This is a genomic window from Alteromonas sp. 4NH20-0056 (assembly GCF_057539655.1).
Map to the genome: position 1 here is coordinate 259,412 of NZ_BAAJLS010000002.1, position 23,105 is coordinate 282,516.

Sequence of the window (23,105 nt, forward strand, 5' to 3'; positions counted from 1 at the left end):
ATTTCCCAATTAGTTGAACAGCATAGATATTTGTCTGGGCTGTTCATTTTCAATAGAGATATCAATATTAATGTATGAATCGAGGGAACGAGGGAACGAGGGAACGAGGGAACGAGGGAACGAGCAGGAAACGTGATTTGACCTAATACATCAGGTCAAATCACAAGTGGGGATTAGATGAACGCCACCTTCATACTTCTCTATATTTTTAGAACCGGCAGTTTCATCTGAACAGTTTGGGGCAGAAGATCGACAATCCCCTTACGGCAACGGTGCCAAAACGCTGAAAGTAGTAACAAGGTTGAACCAATGCACAGCCCGGTTATTGCAAAGCTATAGGTTACAAATCCATAGTTCTCCATTAACGTTGAAAAGGTGTAGATTACGTAAACTAGGGCCGAAACCATGATTGCTCTGCGATCAACAGCAATAGCGATAATACCTAGCAGAATATACAAACCGAGCACGACGGCCGAAATTATTACCCCACTATTCCCATCTAAAACACCTAAGCTATTAAATATGGGGTGGACAATCATAGGTGCCGAAATAAGATGCAACCAAAAGGCAACGTCTGAGTCGCGAGTTTGTCTACGCGTATCTTTACTGTCCCACATCATCGCAAAACCAAAGATGAGGAGACCCAACACCAGTACAATGTTGTCTATGTAGTAAAGCACTGCCGGGAAAAGGTATAGCGTGCTCGCTACTATCGCGCCGCTTAACGTAGCGGCCCCCGCGGCGATGGTGATGGGTACGTGAAAGCGTGCCCAATGCGCTACCGCACCAGCGGTTGTCAGCAGCCCCGCCATCATTAAGGCAAACTCTTTCGCATCGGGGTTAAATAATATTGGCGTAGCAAAAAGGCCACCAAGAAAGGCGAGCAACAGGACAATAGCAGGCAACGCCATGCGGCGCTTGTTAACAAAGTATTCCGCTAGGCCCCATGCGCCTGCCGCAACGGCAATGCCGCCAAGGGCTGGGGTGATAGAAAAACCTAACCAACCTAGTGAACCCAGCAATAGCACGCTAGCTATGACGACGAAAATATCATTGAACCCGTTAATTAAACGAAAATTCTCTTCATCAACAGCAGGACTGTTACGAAGGGCGTTAATACTTTGCCGAAATTGGTTGACCTCATTCTGACTAAAGATATTTTGTTTTACCGCCAGTGTTAAATCTTCATCGGTATACATGTGCCTATCCTTTTTTGTTTTTTTACACGCATTGTTAACAATGTAAAAAAGCAAAATAAGCGCCAAAAATAAAGACGATACAAAACAAAGCTTTAAGCATAAAACAATATGTAAGTAGCGAATTTGGCCAATTAAAATTTAATAATATGACGACATTATCGTTAAACACGCACACCTTTGAAAGGAAGATACATCAACCTTCATCGATGTAGGCAAATACCTCTTCTAACGGTTTATCAAAAAGTTTAGCAATCTTAAAAGCAACCTCTAAAGAAGGGTTGTACTTATTTTTTTCGATAGCCATGATGGTTTGTCGTGTAACGCCAACCGCTTCGGCAAGGGTTTGCTGGGTCATTTCATCAGCAAAAAAACGGCATTCTCTTACTTTATTGGTAATCGCCATAATGTTTTACACCGCGTCTCGTCTATAAAGAATAATTTGATGAGTAAAACGAACAATCTCCGACAGAATAAAAGCAAAAAGCAGCACATGTACTTCGAACAGAGGCACTGGAAAATGTTCTCTTATTGAAGACTCCATACCTAGCAGGTGTGGCAATAATAGTTGCCCTAACGTAAGAATGACGCCAATGCTTAACACCCAATAGCCACTGTTATTTGCTGTAAGGGCTATCATTCGGTCTCGTTCATCGCCTTCTACATCAGCTTTTGTACCGGCGATTGAAATAAGTGACTGAAACGCAATCTCGATGACTATGATGTATAAAATAGCGCCGCTTAAATACCCCATAGCGACAGCATTTACGTCTTTTTCAGGCATATTACTCATATCAATATTCACTACGTTTAACGCGTACCAGCCAAAAACCAGTACGGTTGCAACCAAAGATATCCAGGTACTCTTTTCTTTCAGTGACATGTTCATTGTAAACCTCTATGGCTTGTTAAATACGGTGAGTGTAATAACGTTCTTAGCAAACAGTACAACATGAAATGTAAACCAAACCAGTCACTATGTATAGTATTTTTAACACTAAGTTACAATTACAGTGCTTCTTGTATAAAATTCAGATCTAAAAGCGTGTTCGATGAAAAGAGTACGGCGGTTAACGTGATAACTGATATAGTCAGTGCGGCAGGCTGAAAGAGAAGGTTAATGACCTATAAACAGAAATATAAACAATTAACGGCAACGTTATGCATAGGATTTGCGCTGATACTGACGTTCGCAGTGTTAGGAAAACGTGCAATCCCCGCTTATTTCTTTTTTGATACGGTTTATGGTGAAGTTGTTGAGTATACCGTCACCAAAGAGCGCCCTACCTTTATGACGGTATCGGACAGAACCCCGCAACGACACGACATACTTATAGAGTATGTTCTCGGTGAGCAAACCTATTGGATATGGGAAAATGCCCATGTTTATTCGCGCATAGGTATTATTGAAGTTGGCAGCAGCGTCACTATTGCACTTAATCCTCAGCGGCCTGAATATGGCTACGTAATGTCCTATGCACTTTTCAGTACATTGGCCTCGCTAATATGGCCATTTATTCTGCTTATTTTTATTGTAGTCACTCCTCAGTGGGTATATGCAAAACGTAAGGCTGCAAACGAATAGAGCAACGCATCATTTAAAATCACTAGCTCATGCACCACGGTGTTGTAAGGCATTGCGCTTCAAGCATAGTAAAAGCAAAAAATCTGTCTTATAGTGGGCATGGAACCTGTGTATTACTGGCAAGGGAAGGAATGGACACTGCTAAAAAAGGCTCGCTTACCGTTGTCGGTACCGGAATCAGCGTGGCGGGTCAAATGACGCTGGCGGCGAAAAGCCATATTGAAAATGCTGATATCGTGTTTATGGGCATCATGAACCGTGTTGGCGAGCACGTCGTCAAAAAACTGAACCCTAATAGTATTTCTCTCGATGACCTTTATGAAGAAGGTAAATCTCGCGCCATTACGTACCGCCAGATGGCAGACCGTATTGTGCAAGCCGTAGTCGAGGGGAATAAGGTGTGTGCTGCGTTTTATGGCCATGCAGGTGTATTTGTTACTCCCTCTCATGACGCTATTCGCCGAGTGACCGAGCTTGGTTTAGAAGCAGTAATGTTGCCTGGGGTATCTGCAGAAGACTGTCTTATTGCCGATTTAGGTATCGACCCTTCTCGATTCGGTTGTCAGTCTTATGAAGCAACGCAATTCTTGTTTCGTGACTACCGTATAGACCCTTACATGACGCAGATAATCTGGCAGATAGGGCTTGCCGGAGAAGCCTCTCTAAGTGTACTCGATGCTACGCACAGTCACAGCGGATTAGTCATGTTGACAGACATTTTGTTGGAACATTATCCTGACGTTCATGAAGTTATCGTTTACGAGGCGGCAACCTTACCCATTTGTGAACCCTGCATCCAAAAAATTCCCCTTCGCGAATTGCCGCAGGCGAAACCCACATTAATTTCTACTTTGGTGGTGCCTTCATTAGGTTTACCAGAGTATCGACAAGACCGACTTGGAGCGCTTGGTTTGACTGAACAACAAGTCATTAATTATCGACATCCTAAAACTAACTAAAAGGAATAAAAGTGGAACAATCAATTGTAGATTTTTTAGAAGAATTAGACACCAATAGCAAACTAATGGAAGCGTATAAGAAAGACCCAGTTGGAACAGCACGTGCTTATGGACTGGTAGATGACGAACTACGTTTGATTGAAGAGAAAAATTGGGATGAAGTGAAACGACGCTTTGATGATGCCAGCAAAGCGACTCGCGTTATTAATTATTAAATGATGTATAAGTGACAATGAAACGTCTTTGGGGATGCCTCTCAATTGCCATCGTTTTTTCGATGACGCTATCGGTTTTCGCTGTAAATGCCAATACCGATAGTACGCTTCCGTCATTAACGCTACTAGATGGATTAAAACAACGTATTCAAGAAAATGACCCAACGGTTGAAACGACATTTACTGAGCTAGCGCAATTTTTCACCGCACAGCCTAGCGAATTTAATCAGGCTGACTTTTTTAATCTTAAATCGTATCACTACGTGTTAAAGCAAAACTACGTTGAAGGGTATGAAGCACTTCTAGAAGCTCGAAAACTTGCGAACGCCAGCGATAATAAGCTAGCGCTTGCAGAGTCGTTTCGGCTGGAAGGGTTGATTTTAGACTTGTCAGGCGAACATGCTGGTGCGCTAGAAGCATTGAATCGCGCTTTAGCGCTTTACAGTGAAGCTGAAAGTGACAATGTCCTCCTTGTTTACGGAGCAATGGGGAACGTCTACATGTCTCTAAAAGACTTTGACGCGATGCTCGCCCTTGGATATCAATATTTATCCACTGCAAAACGCCTAGACAGCCGACGGGAACAAGGCATTGCGTATTTTTTTCAAGGATACGCACAAAAAGAGCTTGGCACATTCCAAGACGCAAAAATCAGCCTATTACTTGCTGAAGAAATACTTCACGACGTTGAGTATCCGTTTATTGGTATTGTTTACAGTACAATGGCAGAACTTCATATTGCGCAGCAGAACGTAAGTGAAGCCCTGAAAAGGCTAAACCAAGCGGCTGAAGCTGATCGTCAGGTCGGCTTTCGCTACAACGAGGGTGCTCGCTTACTGCAATTAGCCGAAATTTATGTACAGCGAGGCGAGACAGAGCTGGCCATTGCTGAGCTCAAGGCCGGCCTGACTAAAGATGTTGCACAGAATGATAAGGTGGTCACGCTCAATATTTTAGAGCAATTAGTGTCGCTATCTGAAAGCACCAAAAATTACCAATCTGCCCTAGACTACGCTAAGCAGTACCAATCAGCCTACCAACAAAGCTTTAACGAACAACAATCTCAGCAATTGGCACTTAATCGCGTACGCTTGGCCATCGCGGAAAAAGAAGAAACCATTAAACTGCTTGAAAAAGATAACGAGCTAAAAGAACAACGTAACCTTGCTCAGCAAAAAAGTAACACAATGCAGCTTTACTTCATAACGGGCGTGGTCGTTTCACTAGTATTGGTGATTGCCCTATGGTTACGCACAAGAAAACAACGCAAAGCATTAAATAACCTCGCACAAGCCTTACAAAAAGCCACCGACGCTAAGTCAGACTTTTTAGCGCACATGAGCCATGAAATACGTACACCGCTAAATGCGATCATAGGGCTTACTAAACTCTCTCAGCGTTCTGCAGAAAGTCAGGAACAGCAAACAAACTTAGTTCAGATAGAAGCCGCATCACAAACACTACTGAGTGTGATTGACGAAGTACTCGATTTTTCAAAAATTGAAGCGGGAAAACTTGATATTGAGTCGACACAATTCAATTTAGACTCGCTAGTAAATCAAGCGATTAGATTCCACCTCGCTCGAGCCAACGAGAAGCACATTGAGCTTATTCAACACATCGCAAGAGATGTCCCCCTTAACCTCATAGGTGACCCGCTGCGCATACAGCAAATTTTAAATAATTTGCTAAGTAACGCACTGAAGTTTACCGACGATGGATTGATATCAGTAAGTGTTAGAAGCACGCAGGAAGACGGTGGCATAAAGCTCATATTTGAAGTTAAAGATACGGGGATTGGGTTAAGTGCAAAACAGAAAGCAAGGCTCTTTCAACCCTTTAATCAGGGTGACGAGTCTATCTCCCGCCGTTACGGGGGAACAGGGTTAGGCTTAGTCATTTGCCAACAGCTAGCCACGTTAATGGGTGGAAACGTCTGGGTAGAAAGCGAAGTTGGAAAAGGTGCTAGCTTCTATTTCACCGTTGTTGTTGAGCACAACCCCGCCCAGCAGCAGATAGCGTCTCCGTCAAAGCAGCTTGCCGCGCTAAACGTGCTTGTTGCAGACGATGTGAGTTTATCAAGACACGCCATTTCTGATGCCCTATCGGTTGCCAATATTCGTACAGATCTTGCTTCTGGGGGGCAAGAGGCTATCGCTAAACTTCGTGCTGCGGCTGCATGTAATAGCGCCTACGACGTTTTAATACTTGACTGGAAAATGCCTGATATCGACGGTCTCGAAGTTGCAGCGATAATGAATCAAGAACGCTCGGCTAAACAACCCAAGGTGATCATGTTATCTGCTTTCGATTCTCCTAAGATGCATGAGCAAGCAAACCGGCTCGGCATCCACACATTCATAAAAAAACCATTCGGTGCCAGCGAGCTTGTAAATACCATTCAAGAGCTATGCCTCAACGTTACTTCCAGTCCGATTTCAGCGACCACAGCGGCAGTTAACATTCCTGACTTTACGGGTAAAAAAATTCTTCTGGCAGAAGACAATTCGCTCAATCAGAAAGTCGCATTGGGTTTGTTAGCCGATAGTAAGGCAACGATTACCGTAGTAAATAATGGCCTAGAGGCGATAAATACGCTTCGAGACGATCCGTCATTCGATATTGTATTAATGGACATTCAAATGCCTGAAATGGATGGGTTAACAGCGTCAAGAACCATTCGTAAAGAACTGCAGCTAAACGTACCGATTATTGCTATGACTGCGCATGCCATGAAACAAGATATTGAGAAAAGCAGAGCGTCAGGCATGAATGGCCATATTAATAAGCCAATAGACCCAGACAAGCTATTCGCAGTGCTAGCAAATATATTAGTTAAAGACACCTCAGACTCTGCCGTCGAAAAGGTCCCGGACTTTAACGCAAATCTAACGGACGCCGCTTCTAGCAATAAACTTGCGGTGATTAATAAAACGCAAGCCATGCGAGGATTGCTTAATGATGAGGCGCTTTACCACGTTCTACTTAACGACTTCGTCGCGCTTTCTAGCGAACTTGACGCCCTTCGAAGTGCTATTGATAACAAAGATTATGCGTCTATTTTGAGAATTTCACATATCTACATTACTGCGCTTAGGTACATTGGCGCTTATAATTTAGCTGAATTCACGTACACCGTTGAGCAAATTATCCAACACGATAAGCAAGCAGTAACCGACGCCTTCGACGAGCAAATAGATTTGCTGTATTCCACCTTGGTTATGGTTAGTGCAAAAGTGAAACAGCAGATTGAAATAAGCCGTGAGCAAAATGCCTAGTGAAGTTAATGGTAAGCCTTCAAATACGTTCAAAAAACTGCCCCATTTTTCAAATAGAACATGAATAAGTGCCTTTACGTCACTGCTCTTACTTTTTAAGCCTGATATACTGGTGCAGTATATTTGATATAAACAAACAGAGTACCCAAAAAATAATGATGAAAAAACAACGCCATAATGCAGGCACTGTGTGAAGATACCTAAACGCTTACAGCCGCTCGTTGATGATGGTTTAATTGATGAAGTACTTAGCCGCCTAATGAGCGGGAAAGAGGCCGATGTTTTCGTGGTTCGCTGTGGCGAGCATGTGCGGTGCGCAAAAGTGTATAAAGATGCGGTTAAACGCAGCTTTAAAAAAGCAGCACAATACCAAGAAGGCCGAAAAGTGCGAGGCGGTCGCCAGGCTCGAGCCATGGGTAAGCGGTCTAGTTATGGCCGCCAGCTTGAAGAAGAGATATGGCAAAATGCTGAGGTTGATGCTCTGTCACGCTTGAGCGAAGCCGGCGTGCGTGTGCCCGACACATACTGCTGTGTCGATGGTGTGTTACTCATGGAACTCGTGTCTGATGAGAACGGCGATGTCGCGCCTCAATTAGGCCACGTTAGCATGAGCAGAGAAGAGGCTATCAAGCAACACACGTTAATGATGCATAACATCATGCTTATGTTGTGCGCAGGCCTCATTCATGGTGATCTCTCCGAGTTTAACGTACTGGTAGATGATAAGGGGCCTGTTGTTATCGATTTACCTCAGGCCGTTAATGCCGCTGCGAATAATAGCGCTGAAGCGATGTTCGCCCGCGATGTTAACAACATGCGCCGCTATTACAGCGAATTTGCCCCCGAGTTATTACACACTCAATACGCCAAAGAAATGTGGGCCCTGTTTGAAGAGGGTAACCTCACCCCGAATACGGTCCTTACTGGTGAATTTGAAGAGAGTGAAGAAGCGGCGGATGTGGGTGCGATACTTGAAGAGATTCAAGCGGCTGAAGATGAAGAGAAGGCCCGACTCGCACGAATTAATCCTACGGATGATGAAACCTAGGTGGTATGCAATCGCAATCTATACTTATCACTTTGTTTTAATCAGTATCTGAATAAAGCAAAGTGATTATCTATTCCTCCATGTCACGCGCACGCAACAAAAGATAACTCACTGTTATCAAAATATATTTTTAACCTTCCTTGCACTTATTCCAGTCACTGCTTTAAGGCTAAATTAAATAATATTTAATCTTTTCTGTGCCTAACCCGTAGCAATGATATCGACAGTGATGTCAGTCAACGTTAAAAGCACAATGCAAAACGTGATACAAAAAGGAATGAAATGTGAAGAAGCGTAATATTTGGTTAGTGAAAGGACTGCTTGCTGCCGTGTTTATCGCAGGCGTCATTCTGTTATGGAAATATGTAGTTACCCGAGAGCAAGTGATTGAAGTCGTTGAGTACGTTCGTTCTTTTGGGGCATGGACAGCCATCGTTTACTTTCTGTTATATACCGTGCTTGTGACCCTCTCTTTCCCATCAACCATTTTAAATATAACGTCCGGCATATTACTAAGTTTTTCTATTGCGTTAGGTGTGTCGGCACTTGCAGCGCTCAGCGGTGCATGCATTACCTTCCTGTTCGCGCGATATTGGATGAAGGACAGCATTAAGAAAAAGCTGGAGCACTATGACAGCAGTAAACAAGTACTAGAACTTGCTGAGGACGGTCAGTGGCGTTTTGTTATCTTATTGCGACTTAATCCGTTCATTCCCGCCGTTCTCAAAAATTATGGTTTTGGCATCACCAATATTTCATTCAAACAGTATGTCTGGTCGTCGTTCATAGGTCAGCTTCCCCTCGTTACACTCTATACCTATCTTGGCTGGGTAGGAGGAAACTCGATGCTTAACAGTGACTCTCATCCGCCAACGTATCAGTGGGCCATTCTGGCGGGCGGTGCTGTTGTCAGTATCATTATGACCATTGTGGCTTATCGCCATACCAAAAAACGTAGCAACGCCAATACACAACCCGCGTAAGGAGAAGCACTGGTGAATATTAAAAATATCAACCGAATTGATATAAACATGCTGCTAGGCGGAATGCTGCTAGCCGGCTGCTTGTGGGCCTTTGTCGAAATAGCAGGCATGGTAATGAGCGGCGGTACCTCAGCGATTGACGAAACACTCTTGTTACTGTTTCGCACCGCAGATGACCTTTCCGATCCGATAGGAGCACATTGGGTAGAAGAGCTTATGCGTGATATAACCGGGTTAGGTGGCGTAGGTATTCTCACCTTTTTCACGCTGACATCAGCGGCTTACATGCTGCTAATTAAGAAGCCCAAAATGGCACTTTTTATCGTGGTGGCGATTGTAACCGGTACATTGCTAAGCTTTGCGCTTAAGTATGGATTTGATCGTCCTCGCCCTGACTTAGTGCCTCATGGAAGCTATGTTTACACTCACAGTTTTCCAAGCGGGCATTCACTAATGTCTGCATTGGTGTATTTTACACTAGGCGCGCTGCTATCACGTGTCGAGAAGCGCAAGCGGGTTAAAGTATTTTTGATGTCTATCGCCACATTGCTAACAGTAAGTATTGGTATTAGCCGCGTTTATCTAGGTGTGCATTGGCCATCAGATGTATTGGCGGGTTGGACGGTTGGTATATTCTGGTCCATCTTATGCCTTATGCTGGCCTCTCAATTACAGTCTTCTGGGGGCATAGAACAAGAAGGAAATGAAGGCCCGCTAAACGAACCAAGCACTACTCCACGTTGATACGAGTAGTGCTAAGTTACAGGTACGCAGCAGACGGAAAATATAATCAAATCTGCTGCGTTTATCGGGCTTAATCAGTTTACGTCAAGGTGGCCTGATGTAATTACTGCTTAATTTTTATCAGGCGCCCGCCTTTTCCGTCTTCCAATACATAAATATTACCTTGGCTATCTTGCTCGACCTCTCGGACACGCTTTCCCCACTCATAGCGTTCAGCTTCTTGTACATTCCACTTGCCCTTATCATCTTTACCGAAGTCGACTCGCACAAGCGCTTGTGAAGAAAGCCCGCCAATAAAGCCGTTGCCGGTCCACTCGCTGAATAAGTCGCCCTTGTAAATAATAAACCCAGCTGGGCTTATTGCAGGAACCCAGTCTAGCGCGGGAGCTTTAAATACTGGAATATCTTCATGGTTAGGTATTTTAACCCCTGAATAATGATCGCCCTGTGATACTGTGGGGTAGCCATAGTTACGCGCTTTTTCAATGATATTCAGTTCATCGCCATGACGCGGCCCCATTTCGTGCGACCACAAATTGCCTTCTGCATCAAAGTCGATACCTAAAGGGTTACGATGTCCCAGTGTCCAAATTTGCTCGGTTATGCTGCCATTTCCATAAAATGGGTTGTCTTCTGGCACACTGCCATCGGCATTTAAGCGTACAATTTTTCCTAAATTCATTGCCATGTTTTGTGCCGGCGTAAATTTTTGACGCTCTCCAGACGTGATAAACAAATGTCCGTCTGGCGAAAACACCATACGATGAGAATAATGCCCATTACCTGTTACTTTTGGCGCCTGTTGCCAAATTAACTGACGGTTAGACAAACTTGCACCGCTATCGGTAATAGTGAGGGTTGCTCGCTCAATCACTGCACCGCTGAAAGCATCGTCTTGTGAGTCGCGCTCAATGTAAGACAAATAAATGGTGTTGTTAGTGCTAAATTCAGGGTGAACAATGACATCCCCCAAACCGCCCTGCCCACGCGCAGTAATTTCCGGTAAGTTGGTTACTGCAAACCGCTTTTGCTGATTTTCATCAAGTAACCACATTGTGCCGGGCTTTTCTGTCACCAAACTATGGCCGTCAGGTAAGAACGTCATAGCCCATGGTTGGTCAAAGGTAGCAAGTACATTGCCGGAAACTGCGCTTCCCTTGCTGCCTTTCATTTCAACTTGCTCTGCCCAACTAGACTGTACAGCACCTGTGAACGACGCAGCCATTACGGTGACAAGCAACGCTAGCTTTTGTTTGATCATTTTTTTCCGCATAATTTTCTTACCGTCCTCGTTTTTTATTTTGTTTACTATTCTTGCGATAGCCGATACGCACTAGTATTTCATACAAATGGTGATTATGGGTATGTACGTGGTGAACGTGACTAAAGCTCAACATACTGAGCTATCAATTTCTGGTTTCAATAATGGATATATGTGATATTAAATCATGTGTTGTGTTGGTGTATCGATGTGCTTAACGCATTCAAACATGAATGCATCAACATCATCTTCTTTGTGGTTATCGCGATAGTGCAAGCCAACCTCGGCGTTGTTATTTATATGCCTAATTGCCCCTTTTATAGTGCAGCTAACGTCTGAGTTCGGTAGCGTAAGAACAATTTTGACATTACTCGCAGGAAGGTTCTGGGGCATTTCAGAGAGCAGTTTAATTCGGATACCGGAATAACTCATATCGACCATATCACCTTCTAAGTGAATGCTATCCTCGCTTAATGCGTTACTGATGGTGATGTTTGCATGAACGCCTTTAAGGCTTAATCGCGGATGTTGTCTTTTGTCAGTATTCATCACTGCTTTTACCCTTGATTTTAGCTAAGCGTAGTACTGTGTGAGCAAAAACGCCAAGGGTAGCCGTGAGTATTTAAAACAATAACTATTATGAATCAGCAAATTAGGCCTACATTGCTAATGAATAGGACAAAAAGACAAAATTTAATGCCGCAAAGCTTACCCGCAACACGTATTATGACGCCAATTTTTATACGTTATGAGCTTCTCTTTTATGTCGTTTAAAGCCTTAGGTCTATGCACTGAACTGTTAAATACGGTTTCTGAGAAAGGGTACACCGAGCCATCTCCCATTCAAAAGGACGCAATTCCTGCAATATTGAACGCGCGAGATGTTATCGCCATTGCGCAAACAGGCACAGGAAAAACCGCTAGTTTTTCGCTCCCCATATTGCAATTGTTGGCAGAAAAACCTCGCCAACACGCACGGGGAATTAGAGCGCTTATTCTTGCACCAACACGTGAACTTGCCGCTCAAGTTGCGCAAAACGTAGACACCTACAGTCAACAGATGAATATTCGCTCAACGGCAGTATTTGGTGGTGTGCGTATTGAACCGCAAAAACATGCGTTGCAGCAAGGCATTGATATCCTTATCGCGACGCCTGGGCGCCTACTCGATTTATATGAGCAGGGTGATATCAACGTCGATAATCTCGAAATCTTAGTATTAGATGAAGCCGACCGCATGCTGGACTTAGGCTTTATCGAACATATCCAACGTCTACAAAAGCTATTGCCGAAACAACGCCAAACGCTTCTGTTCTCAGCTACGTTTTCAAAAGAAATTAAAACGTTAGCCACTGATATGCTTAAAAACCCTGAAACTATTGAGCTAGCGACCGCGCACGACCATATTGAAAATATCACACAAGTTCTACACCCCGTCGACAAAGACCGAAAACACGAGCTGCTTATTCATTTGATGAACAATAACGATTGGTCTCAGATATTGGTATTCACACGCACGAAGCGAGGTGCCGACACGCTAAGGAATGAGCTTGAAGCATTAGGTATTGCCGCCGAGTCTATTCATGCAAACAGAACACAACAAGCGCGTACCAAAGCTTTAGATGGTTTTAGAAGTGGCACTATAAAGGTATTAATCGGTACCGACCTTGCTGCCAGAGGCATCGATATCCAACAATTACCGTGCGTTATAAATGTAGATTTGCCCTATGTGCCCGAAGACTATATTCATCGCATCGGCCGCACAGGCAGAGCATCGATGAAGGGGTTAGCGATATCGTTATACAGCGAAGATGAAGCCAAGCAACTAAGAGCGGTTGAGCGTTTTATTGGGCGACAATTTAAGAAAACGTTTGTGGAAGGGTTTTCACCAAAACCCAAACCACCTGCAGCTAAAAAGGAAAAAGCAGATGAGGAGTTGTACGGAAATTTTGAAGCTGATGAAAAGCCAAAGCATAAAGGCCGGTTCAAAGGGCGTAAAAAGCGTCGGTAGCACGCATTCGGTGTAAAGTAAGCGCACGTCAACCCAAAAGGCTTTGACTATATCGGCAGTGCTTGCAATAGTGATTATTGTTCACTCTCATTACCAAGGACTGTTATGAAGAACCTACGTCGCTGCTGTGCAACCATTGCCTCCACATTTTTACTTTTCTCCTGCAATGGCAATTCAAACAATACGTTAGAAGAGCTCAATGCCAACCGCGCAAAATGGGAAAGTGCGAACATTGATAACTACCAATTCGATTTCAGTATTTCTTGCTTTTGTTTAGACGACGTTACCCGCCCTCGTCTAGTGGTAGTGAACGCAAATCAAGTGACATCACAAACCATCAAAGCGAACAATGCAGCGCTGCCGCTAGACACTGTGAATTCTGAAACTATAGCCGGCTTGTTCGAGCGCATAGCATTGGAAGAAAGCCGCGCAGAATCGCTATCGGTTGAATATCACCCTGAGCTTGGTTACCCAACACGAATTCAAGTAGACGGTAATGCTCAAATGGCTGACGATGAGTACACTATTGAGGTAGGCAATGTGCTGGGTGCTGACGATTTTGCCTGCACTACTTCTATAGAAAGTGGGTTGATAGTGACGATTGTCGACCAATCAACTAACGCCCCCATTGCCTGTGATGCAACGGTGACGGCAACGGAAGAGGATTATGCTGAAACTGCCTCTGGTGAGTGCGATGGAAGCAACGCTGTCACGATGTTAGACGAACGCCCTGGTTTTTATTCGATTACCGTTGAAAAAGCAGGCTATGAAACTTTTCAGGTAAGTGACTATGGTATCGGAAAAGACCTATGCCACGTTCTACCCAGAGAACTTGAAGTTGAATTAATTCCGCAATAATAAAACACAATAAAAGCGCACATTCGTGCGCTTTTATCGCTCGAAAAACAAATCAACTAAATCAGCCAACGTTTCTTCCAATGCTTCTTCAAAAGCGTCAATATCTATATCAAAGCTGTCCATGTACTTCGCAGCATTTTCACGCGAAACTACATTGTTCTTAATTTGAAACTCAAGCTCAGGAAGCGACTTATCATAACGCGGCTTCACCACCCAACGTAAACAGTGCCCATGATTGTTTTTTAGCTTTTTCTTGGCGAAAGTACAGAATTCTTCAACATACTCAACACCTTGCGGCCCAAGACACCCAGGCTCGATGCGATACATTACCAATAATTTTTTGTATAGCGGAAGTCGTGTTTCCATTCTGTCTTTGTATTAGTCAAAGATTTGATTATCGACAATTTTTTCTCTTTTTGCCAGTTTATGAACCCATGCCAGCATTTAATGAACTTAAATCGCAATGCGCTCGTTTAAAAATATGGAAATCACAAAGTGCGTAACGGCATTAGCGTTTGGTTAATACTGACAAATAAAAATAACCTAACGTCGCAGTTACGTAACAACATAAGGATTTGATATGAAACATTATGCAATTAACACTGAAGTAGAATGGAAATGGGGAAAAGGTCACGCCACTGGAAATATACGTAAAAAGTATACCAGTGAAGTGGAATGCACCATTAAAGGTTCATCCGTTAAACGCGATGCCAGCGACAGAGACCCTGCCTACCTTATTGAACAGGACGATGGTAGCGAGGTATTAAAATCCCATAGTGAAATCCAAAAAACATCCTAACGTTTCTGCATTGTTATCGTGACATTACCTCGCACCTTTTTTAGCCATTGTGATGTGGTGAGCATCGCAAAAGGATTGCTTGGTCACACTCTGTGGATTTCGGGTAATGGGAACGGGATATCGATTCAAGAAATACAGTGCTCGCCCCGTATCGGTATAGATTACGCCTAACAAGGCGCACTGCTGTCTTGGCGGTTTCGATTAATCTGCTAGCCACGCTATTGGTTAACGGCTTTGTTATTTTACGAATGCGTAGGTGAGTTTACAGTCGATGTATTTAAGCAACTTATTGACCACGCGCGGAACATCAATATCCCCATCTGCGTTTTCTGCTTTAACGTAAATATCACACTCGTCATATTGAATTTGTTGGCGAATGACATAGTCGTTTAACTCGTCAAACAGCGCTTCTTTTAATGGTACGAGCCCAATAAAAACAGGGGAATCGTCGTGTTTATGAAAATATGCCCCTTCAATTTCCCTTTTGAGCGTGTGCGCTTGCATTGCGTCTAAGTTAAGTAAGCGAAAATAAACTGTCATTTCTGAGTGTGCCAAATGTGAGCCTTATAATTGCCGTGTCGAAACGTCGTTCGAAGATGATTTATCGAATGCAATAATACCCCAGTTTAAAGGGGCAAAGGTCATATCGACAACACTAATTTATTCATGGGCTTCAATAAATTTTAACCAGTGAGGAAAAACTTCCATCTGCTGTAGGGTAAGCTTAATACACACAAAGATAGGTACCGCTAACAGTACGCCCAACATGCCCCACAACCAGCCGCTAAGAAATAACCATAAAATGATAACAAGCGGGTTAATTTGCATGCTTCTGCCCAGCACCGTTGGCGTGATTATTTGAGACTCCACAATATTTAAAATAATAAATACGCCTACTGGGATAAATGCGGTATCCGTAAATCCAAACTGCACAACACCTACAAACAGCAATATGCCTACGCTTATCACTGAACCTATATACGGAACAAAATTCAGTAACCCCACTATCGCCCCCCATAAAATGGCATCGCGAACGTCAAAGTACGCAAGTCCGACTGCCGTCAACACCCCCAACCCGCAATTAATAACGCTTATGGTTAAAATATAGTGAGACAAGGCCTGCTGAATGTTCTTAATTAATGCTCTGGCTCGATGTCTATTTTTAATTATGGGAAAATCATCAATGATCACTTTAGACAGCGGTGGCCCAAAAATAAGAAGAAATAGCGTTAGAACAATAGCCCCAAGCACTTGTGCAAGAAATATTGGCGTAGCAAGCAGCATTTCAAACATCATTTGCCTGCTTCCTTCCTTAAACCGCTCTTCGACCATGGTGTCGTCTTGCTTTTTAACAGGCTCTTTTTCAAACCAAGGGTAAGCCGTAGTATTTGTCGAACTTTCTTCACCCTCTGCCTTTTGCTCTGTTCCATCAATAGCAGCAGTTACCTCAGTAAGCTGCTGTGACACCTGTTCAGAGATTTGGGGCAACGCTTTCACCCACCTTTCTACTGGCTCTGAGAGTTCGAGTATTAAAAACATGAGGGGAGCAATTAGCATAGTAAGTAGTGTAATTGAGGAAATAGACCGCGGGATCCGCCACTCTTTTAATTTAGTGACAATACGACTTAACAGTAATGCCACAAGCATTGAAAAAACCATGGGAATAATAAGTGATTGGGCGAAATATAATGTGTAGAGTGTTGAAAGCGCCACCAAGACAATAAGTAACCTAACCACCCGTACATCCCTGGTTTTAACTTTAAAGTCATCATGCCTATGTAAAAGCGGATTCTGCTTCATTACCTTGTCCCTGTCAGTTTGAAGAAAGCGAAAGTGGTATTGAGCTTTGTTGTTTATTTATGATGTGCTTGCCTACATCACTCTATATTGTTAAACAAAACCCTTTCACATAAATCAATACCACTGTGCGATAGCTAACTTTATTAAGTACGTTTTTAAAATGATGTCCATATACTGATGTGGCGCAGTTACCTAATGGGCATTTTCTTTACAAGACTGGTTGCAAGGCACGAGCCAGTAATTAAAATTAATAACGTCGTGTTCATCGTTATCTGCCCGTTACATCGATTTTGTGTAAACGGATTATTGCCGCTAGGGTTTATAAGGCTTGCTTGGCAGCACGTGTATTCATCGTCACGCGCCATTAATGGGAAAGTAAGAAAAATAACGCTTTATGTTTGCGCCATGCCAATCGGCACAAACGTTCATTAAGAAATTTTTACAAAAATTTCGGTAAAATTGATTATATATTGTGCCGACTCCGTCGAAACGTTGAAAAAAAAAGTTACTATTCTTAAATCCATATTCGCCCTTTAAGCCCCGTATTTTCTTGGTTCTGAGTGGTGGCACTATAAATTTAGTCAAAGCGGCCTATGCTTTGCACCAGTCATTATGAACTCACAAACTGAAGGGATACATTATGTTACGTTGGGCTTTAATATTTTTAGTGATCGCACTTGCTGCAGCAGTATTAGGATTTGGCGGCATTGCCGGTTCTGCAGCGGGTATTGCCAAAATAATTTTTGGTATTTTCCTTATCTTACTGGTGGTTTCGCTGGTTATGAATATGGTTAGGGGCAAATGAACCCACGCAGACTAATTGGCATGCATTCAATGCATGTCACAAACCTGCAAAAAAACAGCTATTAATTTTTGATTAATGGCTGTTTTTTTAGAGCCGAGCAGCACGCGGCCACCATAAAGCGCTAAGCGCTACCGATTCATTATTGGGTTGCCGATAATAAATAACGGAGAATATTATGAGTAAAAAACAATTAATAACCACAGTAGGTGTCGGACTTGCCGCTGCCTCTGCTGGCATGCTGGCCAGAAAGACATTACAGAAGTCATGGGAACAGGTGACGAACAAGCCGGCTCCAAAAGACAAAGCAAGCGAAGATACCGACCTTAAAGAGGCAGTAACATGGGCGGTCGTGTCGGGTATTGGTGCGGGTGTTGCGCGAATGGCCGTACAATACGCACTGGACAAACGTCAGTCTAAATAACTATGCGGGATCAAAAAAGACCAGAGTCTTCATAAGCGATTCACTCTGGCCTTCCTATTATTGCTCGTAATATTACTGTTTTTTACGACGATACAGCGACAAGCCTAATATTCCAAAACCCAGCATGGCAATTGACCATGGCTCAGAAACGGTGGTTATTCTAACGTTATCAAAAGCAACGGCATCACCCCACGTAAGAAGGCCTAGCTCTCCTGCACCAAAGCTGCGAACATAGGTATCGAAGTCATTGCCAACGTAACTAATTTGGGTAGCGTTACCTTGATTAGCGCCGGCAATAAGTGTCGCGTTAATTAATAGCTCACGAGCGAGGTAATCGACATCTAACGTGTAACGTATCGTATCACCATTGTCTGCCACAATAGGTGCATGCGTCTCGCCGGCACCAATAGATACAAGATTAAGGTGGTCTGAGTGAGTTCGAATATACGTTTTGTTATCAATTCCCAAAGAAGTTTGATCCCAGAAAATACCACCATGGCCTTGAGAAGAGACTCTATTAGAAGCACCAGCAATGTTTCTTACATCGACACTAAAAACAAATTTTTCAGGCGTGGTAATACCATTTATTCCGAAATATCGGAACCCTGAAGGCACTCGGTTCGTGACCAATTCACCGTTAATAACCTGCCATGTTTGGCTGCCACCACTAAGGCTCCAATTACTGAGGTCGTTTGAAGAAAAATCATCTTCAAATAATATTATTGATGACAAGGCTGGCATCGATCCAAAAATAGAAAGCGTAGCTAACGCAGCAATAAAACCTTTGGATATTTTATTTTTCAGTTCAGTAATCACTTCTGTACTCCTGGGAATGATTGAACAATTCAAATTAGTCACCAGCAAGAACTGAACCAATAGCAGATACGAATTCAATATCAAACACTTATAGTGGGTTTATAAAAAATTTTCTCACTATGTGCTTATTCTGTAAAAATAACTGACAAAAACAACATCGTCGCTTCATTATTTCTCTTTAGGCCACTATCTACGCTGTTTTTATCTGTCCCAGGGTGCATTACATCAATGGTATATCTGAGGTTTTTTTCCGTTTGGAAACCAAAACACCGAGTGTCCATTTTCTTTACAGTTATACTAAACGCCTAATTAAGCTTAACTTAATGCATCCCAACTTACGTTTTTTGATTTTGGCGTGCTTCAGCTAGTTGTTTCGTATGCTACTTTTTTGAAAGTGCTGGCAACAAAATTAAAGAGGTGGTCATATGTCGAGAGTTCAAGTATTTGAACAGGCGGCCATGAGTGAAGAACGTTCTAGCTAACCTCTTTTACGTTTTTGTTCTATACGGCTGTCTAGTCAACCCAGCTCGGAAAGCCGCATCACGTTAGTGCTTGCGGCTTTTTTACGGATGCGCTTCGTTGGCATTGTTTTTTCTCAAAATCCCTATCCCGAACATTGCCATTATTACCGCTACTATCCCGTTTAGGTAATTAAAAAAGGCATATGGCGCATAAGACAATACGTCTACCTCTAGCGTGGCAGCATAAAATGCACCCGCTGTTGTCCATGGAATAAGGCCGGTTGTCATGGTAGCGCCTTCTTCTACTGACCGTGATAGCAATGCATTGTCTAGTTTCTGTTGCTCATACTTCGGCTTGAAAAGTTGGCAACTAAGAATGATAGAGATGTAGGCCTCCCCCATCGCCATATTGCCGACAAAGCCAGACACTATAGTAGTAGCAATTAGGCTCGCCGTTCGTTTTACTCTGGCAATACTGCCGGCGAGAAGCGAGCTTAAAAAACCTGCGCCATGCAGCATGCCACCTAATGCAATAGCCATTAAAGCAAGTAACAAGGTCCAGCTCATGCTAGTTATACCGCCGCGACCAAGCAACTTGTCTATGTTTTCGAGACCTGTCGATTCCGGTTTATTTTCCCACAGCGCGTTTAGTACGCTGATGAAGCTCTCGCCTTGATAAAAAATGGCAATAACTACTGCTAACACAATACTAAATGACATTGTGACTTCTGCTGGCACTTTTTTGATGCTTAAGGTAACTAATAATATAAGCGGGAGTAATGTGACGATTGGTGTAAGGCTATAATTGTTTGCCAGTGCCTCTTGAATTAACGATACTTCAACGAGGTTGAGATTTTGATCTCCATAACTTAAACCTATAACGACAAACATAATAAGGGTGATAACAAACGTAGGTAACGTGGTAAAAAGCATTGAGTAGATATGGCGAAAAAGTGTGGTACCCGCACTCATTGCAGCAAGGTTGGTAGTATCTGATATAGGTGACATTTTATCGCCAAAGGTAGCGCCACAAACAATCATGCCCGCTACCAATGGAGGTGGAATATTCATGGCACTTCCAATGCCGATTAACACAACACCGAGCGTACCCACCGTGCCCCAAGACGTGCCAGTTGCCACGGACATAATGGCGCACAGTATCATGCCAACCGCTAAGAACAAGCTAGGGCTTAGCCAGCTTAACCCGTAATACATCAAAGTGGCGATTGTGCCACTGTGCATAAAGCTAGAAATAACCATGCCTATCAGAATAAAAATATAAATAGCGGGCATGGCTCGGGCCAATGAACTTGTCATAAGTTCACGAATTTGAAGGTAGTTATAGCCTAGTAAGTGCGCGTTTAGCCCTACCCATATCAAACACAAAAACATCAACGCATGCAAACTAATACCAAAGCCAAAAATGCCCCCCGCGAGGGCAACAACAATTGCACTAAAGCAAATGAAAGAGTGTAGAAATGAGGGGGAGCGTAATGGTGTCATCGTGGTTTTAGACATAAGGAGTTGTATTGCCTACAAGCGAATAATTAGGGAATAATGCGCATTAAACATTATTGATGGTTTATGGGTAATAACTATAAATTTTTATCAACGTGCTGTCTCGTTCTAAAGAAAGCGTTACTGTTATTTGTGTTCCACATACACCGACACTATCATGTTAATAAAGATTATCACTAGCTTTTCTCATTGAGAATGTTCGCCTTGAGCGTGTATGGGGTTGCACGCGCGCCCCCTGCTATATCTACTCATTTTATCGACAATCAAGCTTTTGCTTTCAACCACAGAGGCCCTCACCAACGCATACAATGCCCATGACATAATCAATACGCATTGGACAGCCAGTAAGGCTAATGCTTTGGTACATATGTAGCAGCGCTCTTTCTATGTGAACCATTAAGCCAAAACTTAAAAAGGTAGATTTAATTCTTTTTTGTAACCTTCGACAGCGCGATGGTAAGTTAAAGCTATGGAGGCGCAGCCCGCCGTTAATACCCCTACTCAACATTCCGGAGTACATAATTCATGTCTAAGCCATTAACTTCATTGCTATTTAGCGGTTTATTACTCGCTAGCGTAAGCGCCTCTGAAGTAGCTACTGCTCAAGAAGCAAAAACCAGAGTGTTAAGTGAACAGGAGTTAGTAGATATGCTAGTTGGCTCGTGTATTCAGTCAACACGAGGGTGCGACTCTGAACCGCTTGTATCAGAGATAAAGGCAGCACTCGGTAACGGGATGACGTTCACCATGATGTCACCCGAGAACTTTCCGGAAACCGGCTTAGTTGCTGCAGTGCAAGGCCTTGGAGGCGGTGGCGCTTGGGACTACGTAATAGAGCGAACGAAGCAGCAGCAATTGGGCACGCTTAGCCTCTCAGAACAAAACGCTAAGGTTATCGATTTACTCAGTGATCATATGGGAACCGAAATGACAGCGCTTATACGTTCAGAGGCTGCAGATGCCACACTAACAGCGCTGATAGTAGCCGCTGAAAAAGGCATTCCAACCTTAGATGCAGGCATTACCGGGCGAGCGGTTCCCGAAGTACAACAATCACTTCCTTGGATTAATGGGATTGCGTCAATACCGACGGCGATAGTCACTCAATGGGGTGACGAAATTGTTATCAAAGACGCGGTAGATGAATATAGGGTTGAAGATATTGGTCGTGCGCTTGCGGTAGCCAGTGGGGGTTCAGCAATTATTACTATGACACCAATGACGGGGAAGCAGCTAGACAAAGGCATTATTCCAGGCAATTTATCTGAAGCCATTTTGTACGGAAAGACGGTAAGAGAGGCAAGAGAGTCTGGCAATGACCCTATAAATGCATTGTTAACGGTTACGAACGGATACAAGTTATTCCAAGGTATGGTAACTAAATCGGATGAAAAAGGTGAACGTGGGTTTAATTGGGTGGATGTTGAAATTGAAGGCACTAATGAATTTACCGGTCAAACCTATAAGGTGTTTGTTAAAAACGAGAATATCGTAGGCTGGCTAGATGGCAAGCTTGACGCAGTTTCCCCAGACTATATTTATAACCTTGACCCAAAAACAGGCGAATCTACCCCTGAAGGGGGCAGTATTGGTGGTTACCCTTTACATAAAGAAGTGGTGTTAGTTGGCGTACCGGCACATAAACAATGGCGAACTAAAAAAGGTATTGAATTAATGGGGCCGCGCCATTTTGGCTTCGACTTCGACTTTATACCGATTGAGACATTACAGCAAAAGAGAAAAGTACAAGCACAATAAATAGGTAACCATGGTCTATAACTGCTTAATACAGAAAAACTGATTCACTCACGGTTGAACCTGTGAGGGCGTAAGTCACTAAACGCAGAAAGTACGTTTAAGATTCATTGTTTTTGCACGGCAGACGTTGCTCTATTTACCGGCATCTAACTGCCTGCTTAGCTTTAGGATGAAAAGCAGTATTTTGACGAAATAATTTGTCCTTAACGGTCAATTTATTTCGCTCGTATTTTGGCCAATAAATTTTAATCTTAGCCTGTTCACTGAATGAACTTATTTGGAGATAACATGAAATATATTTGGTTAGTGGCAGGGTTAGCTTTTTCTTCAACCACGTTTGCTGACGATAGGCCCGTTGCAAACATGGACCTAGTTCTTGAATATAAAGCATACTGTACAGAGCTTGCAGAAGATGAAGGCACAGACGGTTTATCACTTGATGATTATTTGCTTAGCTGCATCAATGAAGAATTAGATATAGAAGGTTATCAGCCTATTAAAGCTGTTCCATAATAACACGCTGCCATTAGGCTTAGCTGTTTTTATAGACCAAAAGGGAGTGTTCGCCGCGCAGCGGTTTATCACTCCC

At 43.2% G+C, this 23,105-nt stretch carries 24 protein-coding genes; 14 read left to right on the forward strand and 10 right to left on the reverse strand.

From position 1 onward, the window contains the following. Nucleotides 1-200: 200 nt before the first annotated feature. The 3 genes from AC27EZ_RS04675 to AC27EZ_RS04685 all read right to left on the reverse strand — a co-directional run bounded on the left by AC27EZ_RS04675 (nucleotide 201) and on the right by AC27EZ_RS04685 (nucleotide 2,085). A complete protein-coding gene (locus AC27EZ_RS04675) occupies nucleotides 201-1,199 on the reverse strand; it encodes a hypothetical protein (protein ID WP_487134205.1) in 999 nt (332 codons plus the stop codon). A gap of 193 nt (nucleotides 1,200-1,392) precedes the next feature. Continuing rightward, entirely contained in the window at nucleotides 1,393-1,602 is a 210-nt protein-coding gene (locus AC27EZ_RS04680; protein ID WP_421132142.1) for a helix-turn-helix transcriptional regulator, read from the reverse strand. A 6-nt stretch (nucleotides 1,603-1,608) separates the two neighbouring features. Beyond that, nucleotides 1,609-2,085, reverse strand: coding sequence for a hypothetical protein (locus AC27EZ_RS04685; RefSeq protein WP_487134206.1), 477 nt, complete (start codon nucleotides 2,083-2,085; stop codon nucleotides 1,609-1,611). A 231-nt stretch (nucleotides 2,086-2,316) separates the two neighbouring features. Between AC27EZ_RS04685 and AC27EZ_RS04690 the strand changes: the two genes are divergently transcribed. The 7 genes from AC27EZ_RS04690 (at nucleotide 2,317) to AC27EZ_RS04720 (ending at nucleotide 10,008) form a co-directional block, all read left to right on the forward strand. Continuing rightward, on the forward strand, nucleotides 2,317-2,781 hold the full coding sequence (locus tag AC27EZ_RS04690) for a hypothetical protein (protein ID WP_487134207.1): 465 nt from the start codon (nucleotides 2,317-2,319) through the stop codon (nucleotides 2,779-2,781). A gap of 131 nt (nucleotides 2,782-2,912) precedes the next feature. Further along, the gene (locus AC27EZ_RS04695; RefSeq protein ID WP_487134208.1) at nucleotides 2,913-3,740 is read left to right on the forward strand and encodes an SAM-dependent methyltransferase; all 828 of its coding nucleotides are present in this window, start codon (nucleotides 2,913-2,915) and stop codon (nucleotides 3,738-3,740) included. Between the two features lie 11 nt (nucleotides 3,741-3,751). Continuing rightward, entirely contained in the window at nucleotides 3,752-3,955 is a 204-nt protein-coding gene (locus tag AC27EZ_RS04700) for a hypothetical protein (RefSeq protein WP_487134209.1), read from the forward strand. 17 nt (nucleotides 3,956-3,972) lie between these two features. Continuing rightward, on the forward strand, nucleotides 3,973-7,233 hold the full coding sequence (locus AC27EZ_RS04705) for a response regulator (RefSeq protein ID WP_487134487.1): 3,261 nt from the start codon (nucleotides 3,973-3,975) through the stop codon (nucleotides 7,231-7,233). Nucleotides 7,234-7,423: 190 nt separating this feature from the next. Beyond that, complete coding sequence (locus AC27EZ_RS04710) at nucleotides 7,424-8,281, forward strand: PA4780 family RIO1-like protein kinase (RefSeq protein WP_487134210.1); 858 nt, start codon at nucleotides 7,424-7,426, stop codon at nucleotides 8,279-8,281. 284 nt (nucleotides 8,282-8,565) lie between these two features. Beyond that, nucleotides 8,566-9,264, forward strand: coding sequence for a TVP38/TMEM64 family protein (locus AC27EZ_RS04715; RefSeq protein ID WP_487134211.1), 699 nt, complete (start codon nucleotides 8,566-8,568; stop codon nucleotides 9,262-9,264). 12 nt (nucleotides 9,265-9,276) lie between these two features. Then, nucleotides 9,277-10,008 (forward strand): phosphatase PAP2 family protein, encoded by a 732-nt coding sequence (locus AC27EZ_RS04720; RefSeq protein WP_487134212.1) that lies wholly within the window; start codon nucleotides 9,277-9,279, stop codon nucleotides 10,006-10,008. A 103-nt stretch (nucleotides 10,009-10,111) separates the two neighbouring features. Here AC27EZ_RS04720 and AC27EZ_RS04725 read toward each other — a convergent pair whose 3' ends face one another. Both AC27EZ_RS04725 and AC27EZ_RS04730 read right to left on the reverse strand, forming a co-directional pair. Then, on the reverse strand, nucleotides 10,112-11,269 hold the full coding sequence (locus tag AC27EZ_RS04725) for a PQQ-dependent sugar dehydrogenase (protein WP_487134213.1): 1,158 nt from the start codon (nucleotides 11,267-11,269) through the stop codon (nucleotides 10,112-10,114). Between the two features lie 180 nt (nucleotides 11,270-11,449). Next, nucleotides 11,450-11,818: a PilZ domain-containing protein gene (locus tag AC27EZ_RS04730; RefSeq protein WP_487134214.1), complete on the reverse strand. Its 369-nt coding sequence runs from the start codon at nucleotides 11,816-11,818 to the stop codon at nucleotides 11,450-11,452. A 214-nt stretch (nucleotides 11,819-12,032) separates the two neighbouring features. Here AC27EZ_RS04730 and AC27EZ_RS04735 point away from each other — a divergent pair, with 214 nt between their 5' ends. Continuing rightward, nucleotides 12,033-13,280, forward strand: coding sequence for a DEAD/DEAH box helicase (locus AC27EZ_RS04735; RefSeq protein ID WP_487134215.1), 1,248 nt, complete (start codon nucleotides 12,033-12,035; stop codon nucleotides 13,278-13,280). Nucleotides 13,281-13,385: 105 nt separating this feature from the next. Beyond that, nucleotides 13,386-14,138, forward strand: coding sequence for a DUF6174 domain-containing protein (locus AC27EZ_RS04740; protein WP_487134216.1), 753 nt, complete (start codon nucleotides 13,386-13,388; stop codon nucleotides 14,136-14,138). A 33-nt stretch (nucleotides 14,139-14,171) separates the two neighbouring features. Here AC27EZ_RS04740 and AC27EZ_RS04745 read toward each other — a convergent pair whose 3' ends face one another. Next, the gene (locus tag AC27EZ_RS04745) at nucleotides 14,172-14,504 is read right to left on the reverse strand and encodes a hypothetical protein (RefSeq protein ID WP_487134217.1); all 333 of its coding nucleotides are present in this window, start codon (nucleotides 14,502-14,504) and stop codon (nucleotides 14,172-14,174) included. Nucleotides 14,505-14,718: 214 nt separating this feature from the next. On the opposite strand from AC27EZ_RS04745, the gene AC27EZ_RS04750 reads away from it, so the two are divergent. Next, entirely contained in the window at nucleotides 14,719-14,937 is a 219-nt protein-coding gene (locus AC27EZ_RS04750) for a hypervirulence associated TUDOR domain-containing protein (protein ID WP_487134218.1), read from the forward strand. A 237-nt stretch (nucleotides 14,938-15,174) separates the two neighbouring features. Here AC27EZ_RS04750 and AC27EZ_RS04755 read toward each other — a convergent pair whose 3' ends face one another. Further along, nucleotides 15,175-15,477, reverse strand: coding sequence for a hypothetical protein (locus AC27EZ_RS04755; protein WP_487134219.1), 303 nt, complete (start codon nucleotides 15,475-15,477; stop codon nucleotides 15,175-15,177). 120 nt (nucleotides 15,478-15,597) lie between these two features. Next, nucleotides 15,598-16,737: an AI-2E family transporter gene (locus tag AC27EZ_RS04760; RefSeq protein ID WP_487134220.1), complete on the reverse strand. Its 1,140-nt coding sequence runs from the start codon at nucleotides 16,735-16,737 to the stop codon at nucleotides 15,598-15,600. Nucleotides 16,738-17,377: 640 nt separating this feature from the next. Between AC27EZ_RS04760 and AC27EZ_RS04765 the strand changes: the two genes are divergently transcribed. Beyond that, nucleotides 17,378-17,542 (forward strand): DUF1328 domain-containing protein, encoded by a 165-nt coding sequence (locus AC27EZ_RS04765; protein WP_421132158.1) that lies wholly within the window; start codon nucleotides 17,378-17,380, stop codon nucleotides 17,540-17,542. A gap of 175 nt (nucleotides 17,543-17,717) precedes the next feature. After that, entirely contained in the window at nucleotides 17,718-17,963 is a 246-nt protein-coding gene (locus tag AC27EZ_RS04770) for a DUF4235 domain-containing protein (protein ID WP_487134221.1), read from the forward strand. Nucleotides 17,964-18,035: 72 nt separating this feature from the next. Here AC27EZ_RS04770 and AC27EZ_RS04775 read toward each other — a convergent pair whose 3' ends face one another. Continuing rightward, nucleotides 18,036-18,779, reverse strand: coding sequence for a hypothetical protein (locus AC27EZ_RS04775; RefSeq protein WP_487134222.1), 744 nt, complete (start codon nucleotides 18,777-18,779; stop codon nucleotides 18,036-18,038). Nucleotides 18,780-19,342: 563 nt separating this feature from the next. Further along, nucleotides 19,343-20,758, reverse strand: coding sequence for a Na+/H+ antiporter NhaC (gene nhaC, locus AC27EZ_RS04780; protein WP_487134223.1), 1,416 nt, complete (start codon nucleotides 20,756-20,758; stop codon nucleotides 19,343-19,345). Nucleotides 20,759-21,283: 525 nt separating this feature from the next. On the opposite strand from nhaC, the gene AC27EZ_RS04785 reads away from it, so the two are divergent. Then, the gene (locus AC27EZ_RS04785; RefSeq protein ID WP_487134224.1) at nucleotides 21,284-22,516 is read left to right on the forward strand and encodes an S-methyl thiohydantoin desulfurase family protein; all 1,233 of its coding nucleotides are present in this window, start codon (nucleotides 21,284-21,286) and stop codon (nucleotides 22,514-22,516) included. Nucleotides 22,517-22,804: 288 nt separating this feature from the next. Then, nucleotides 22,805-23,029 (forward strand): hypothetical protein, encoded by a 225-nt coding sequence (locus AC27EZ_RS04790; protein ID WP_487134225.1) that lies wholly within the window; start codon nucleotides 22,805-22,807, stop codon nucleotides 23,027-23,029. Nucleotides 23,030-23,105: the final 76 nt, after the last annotated feature.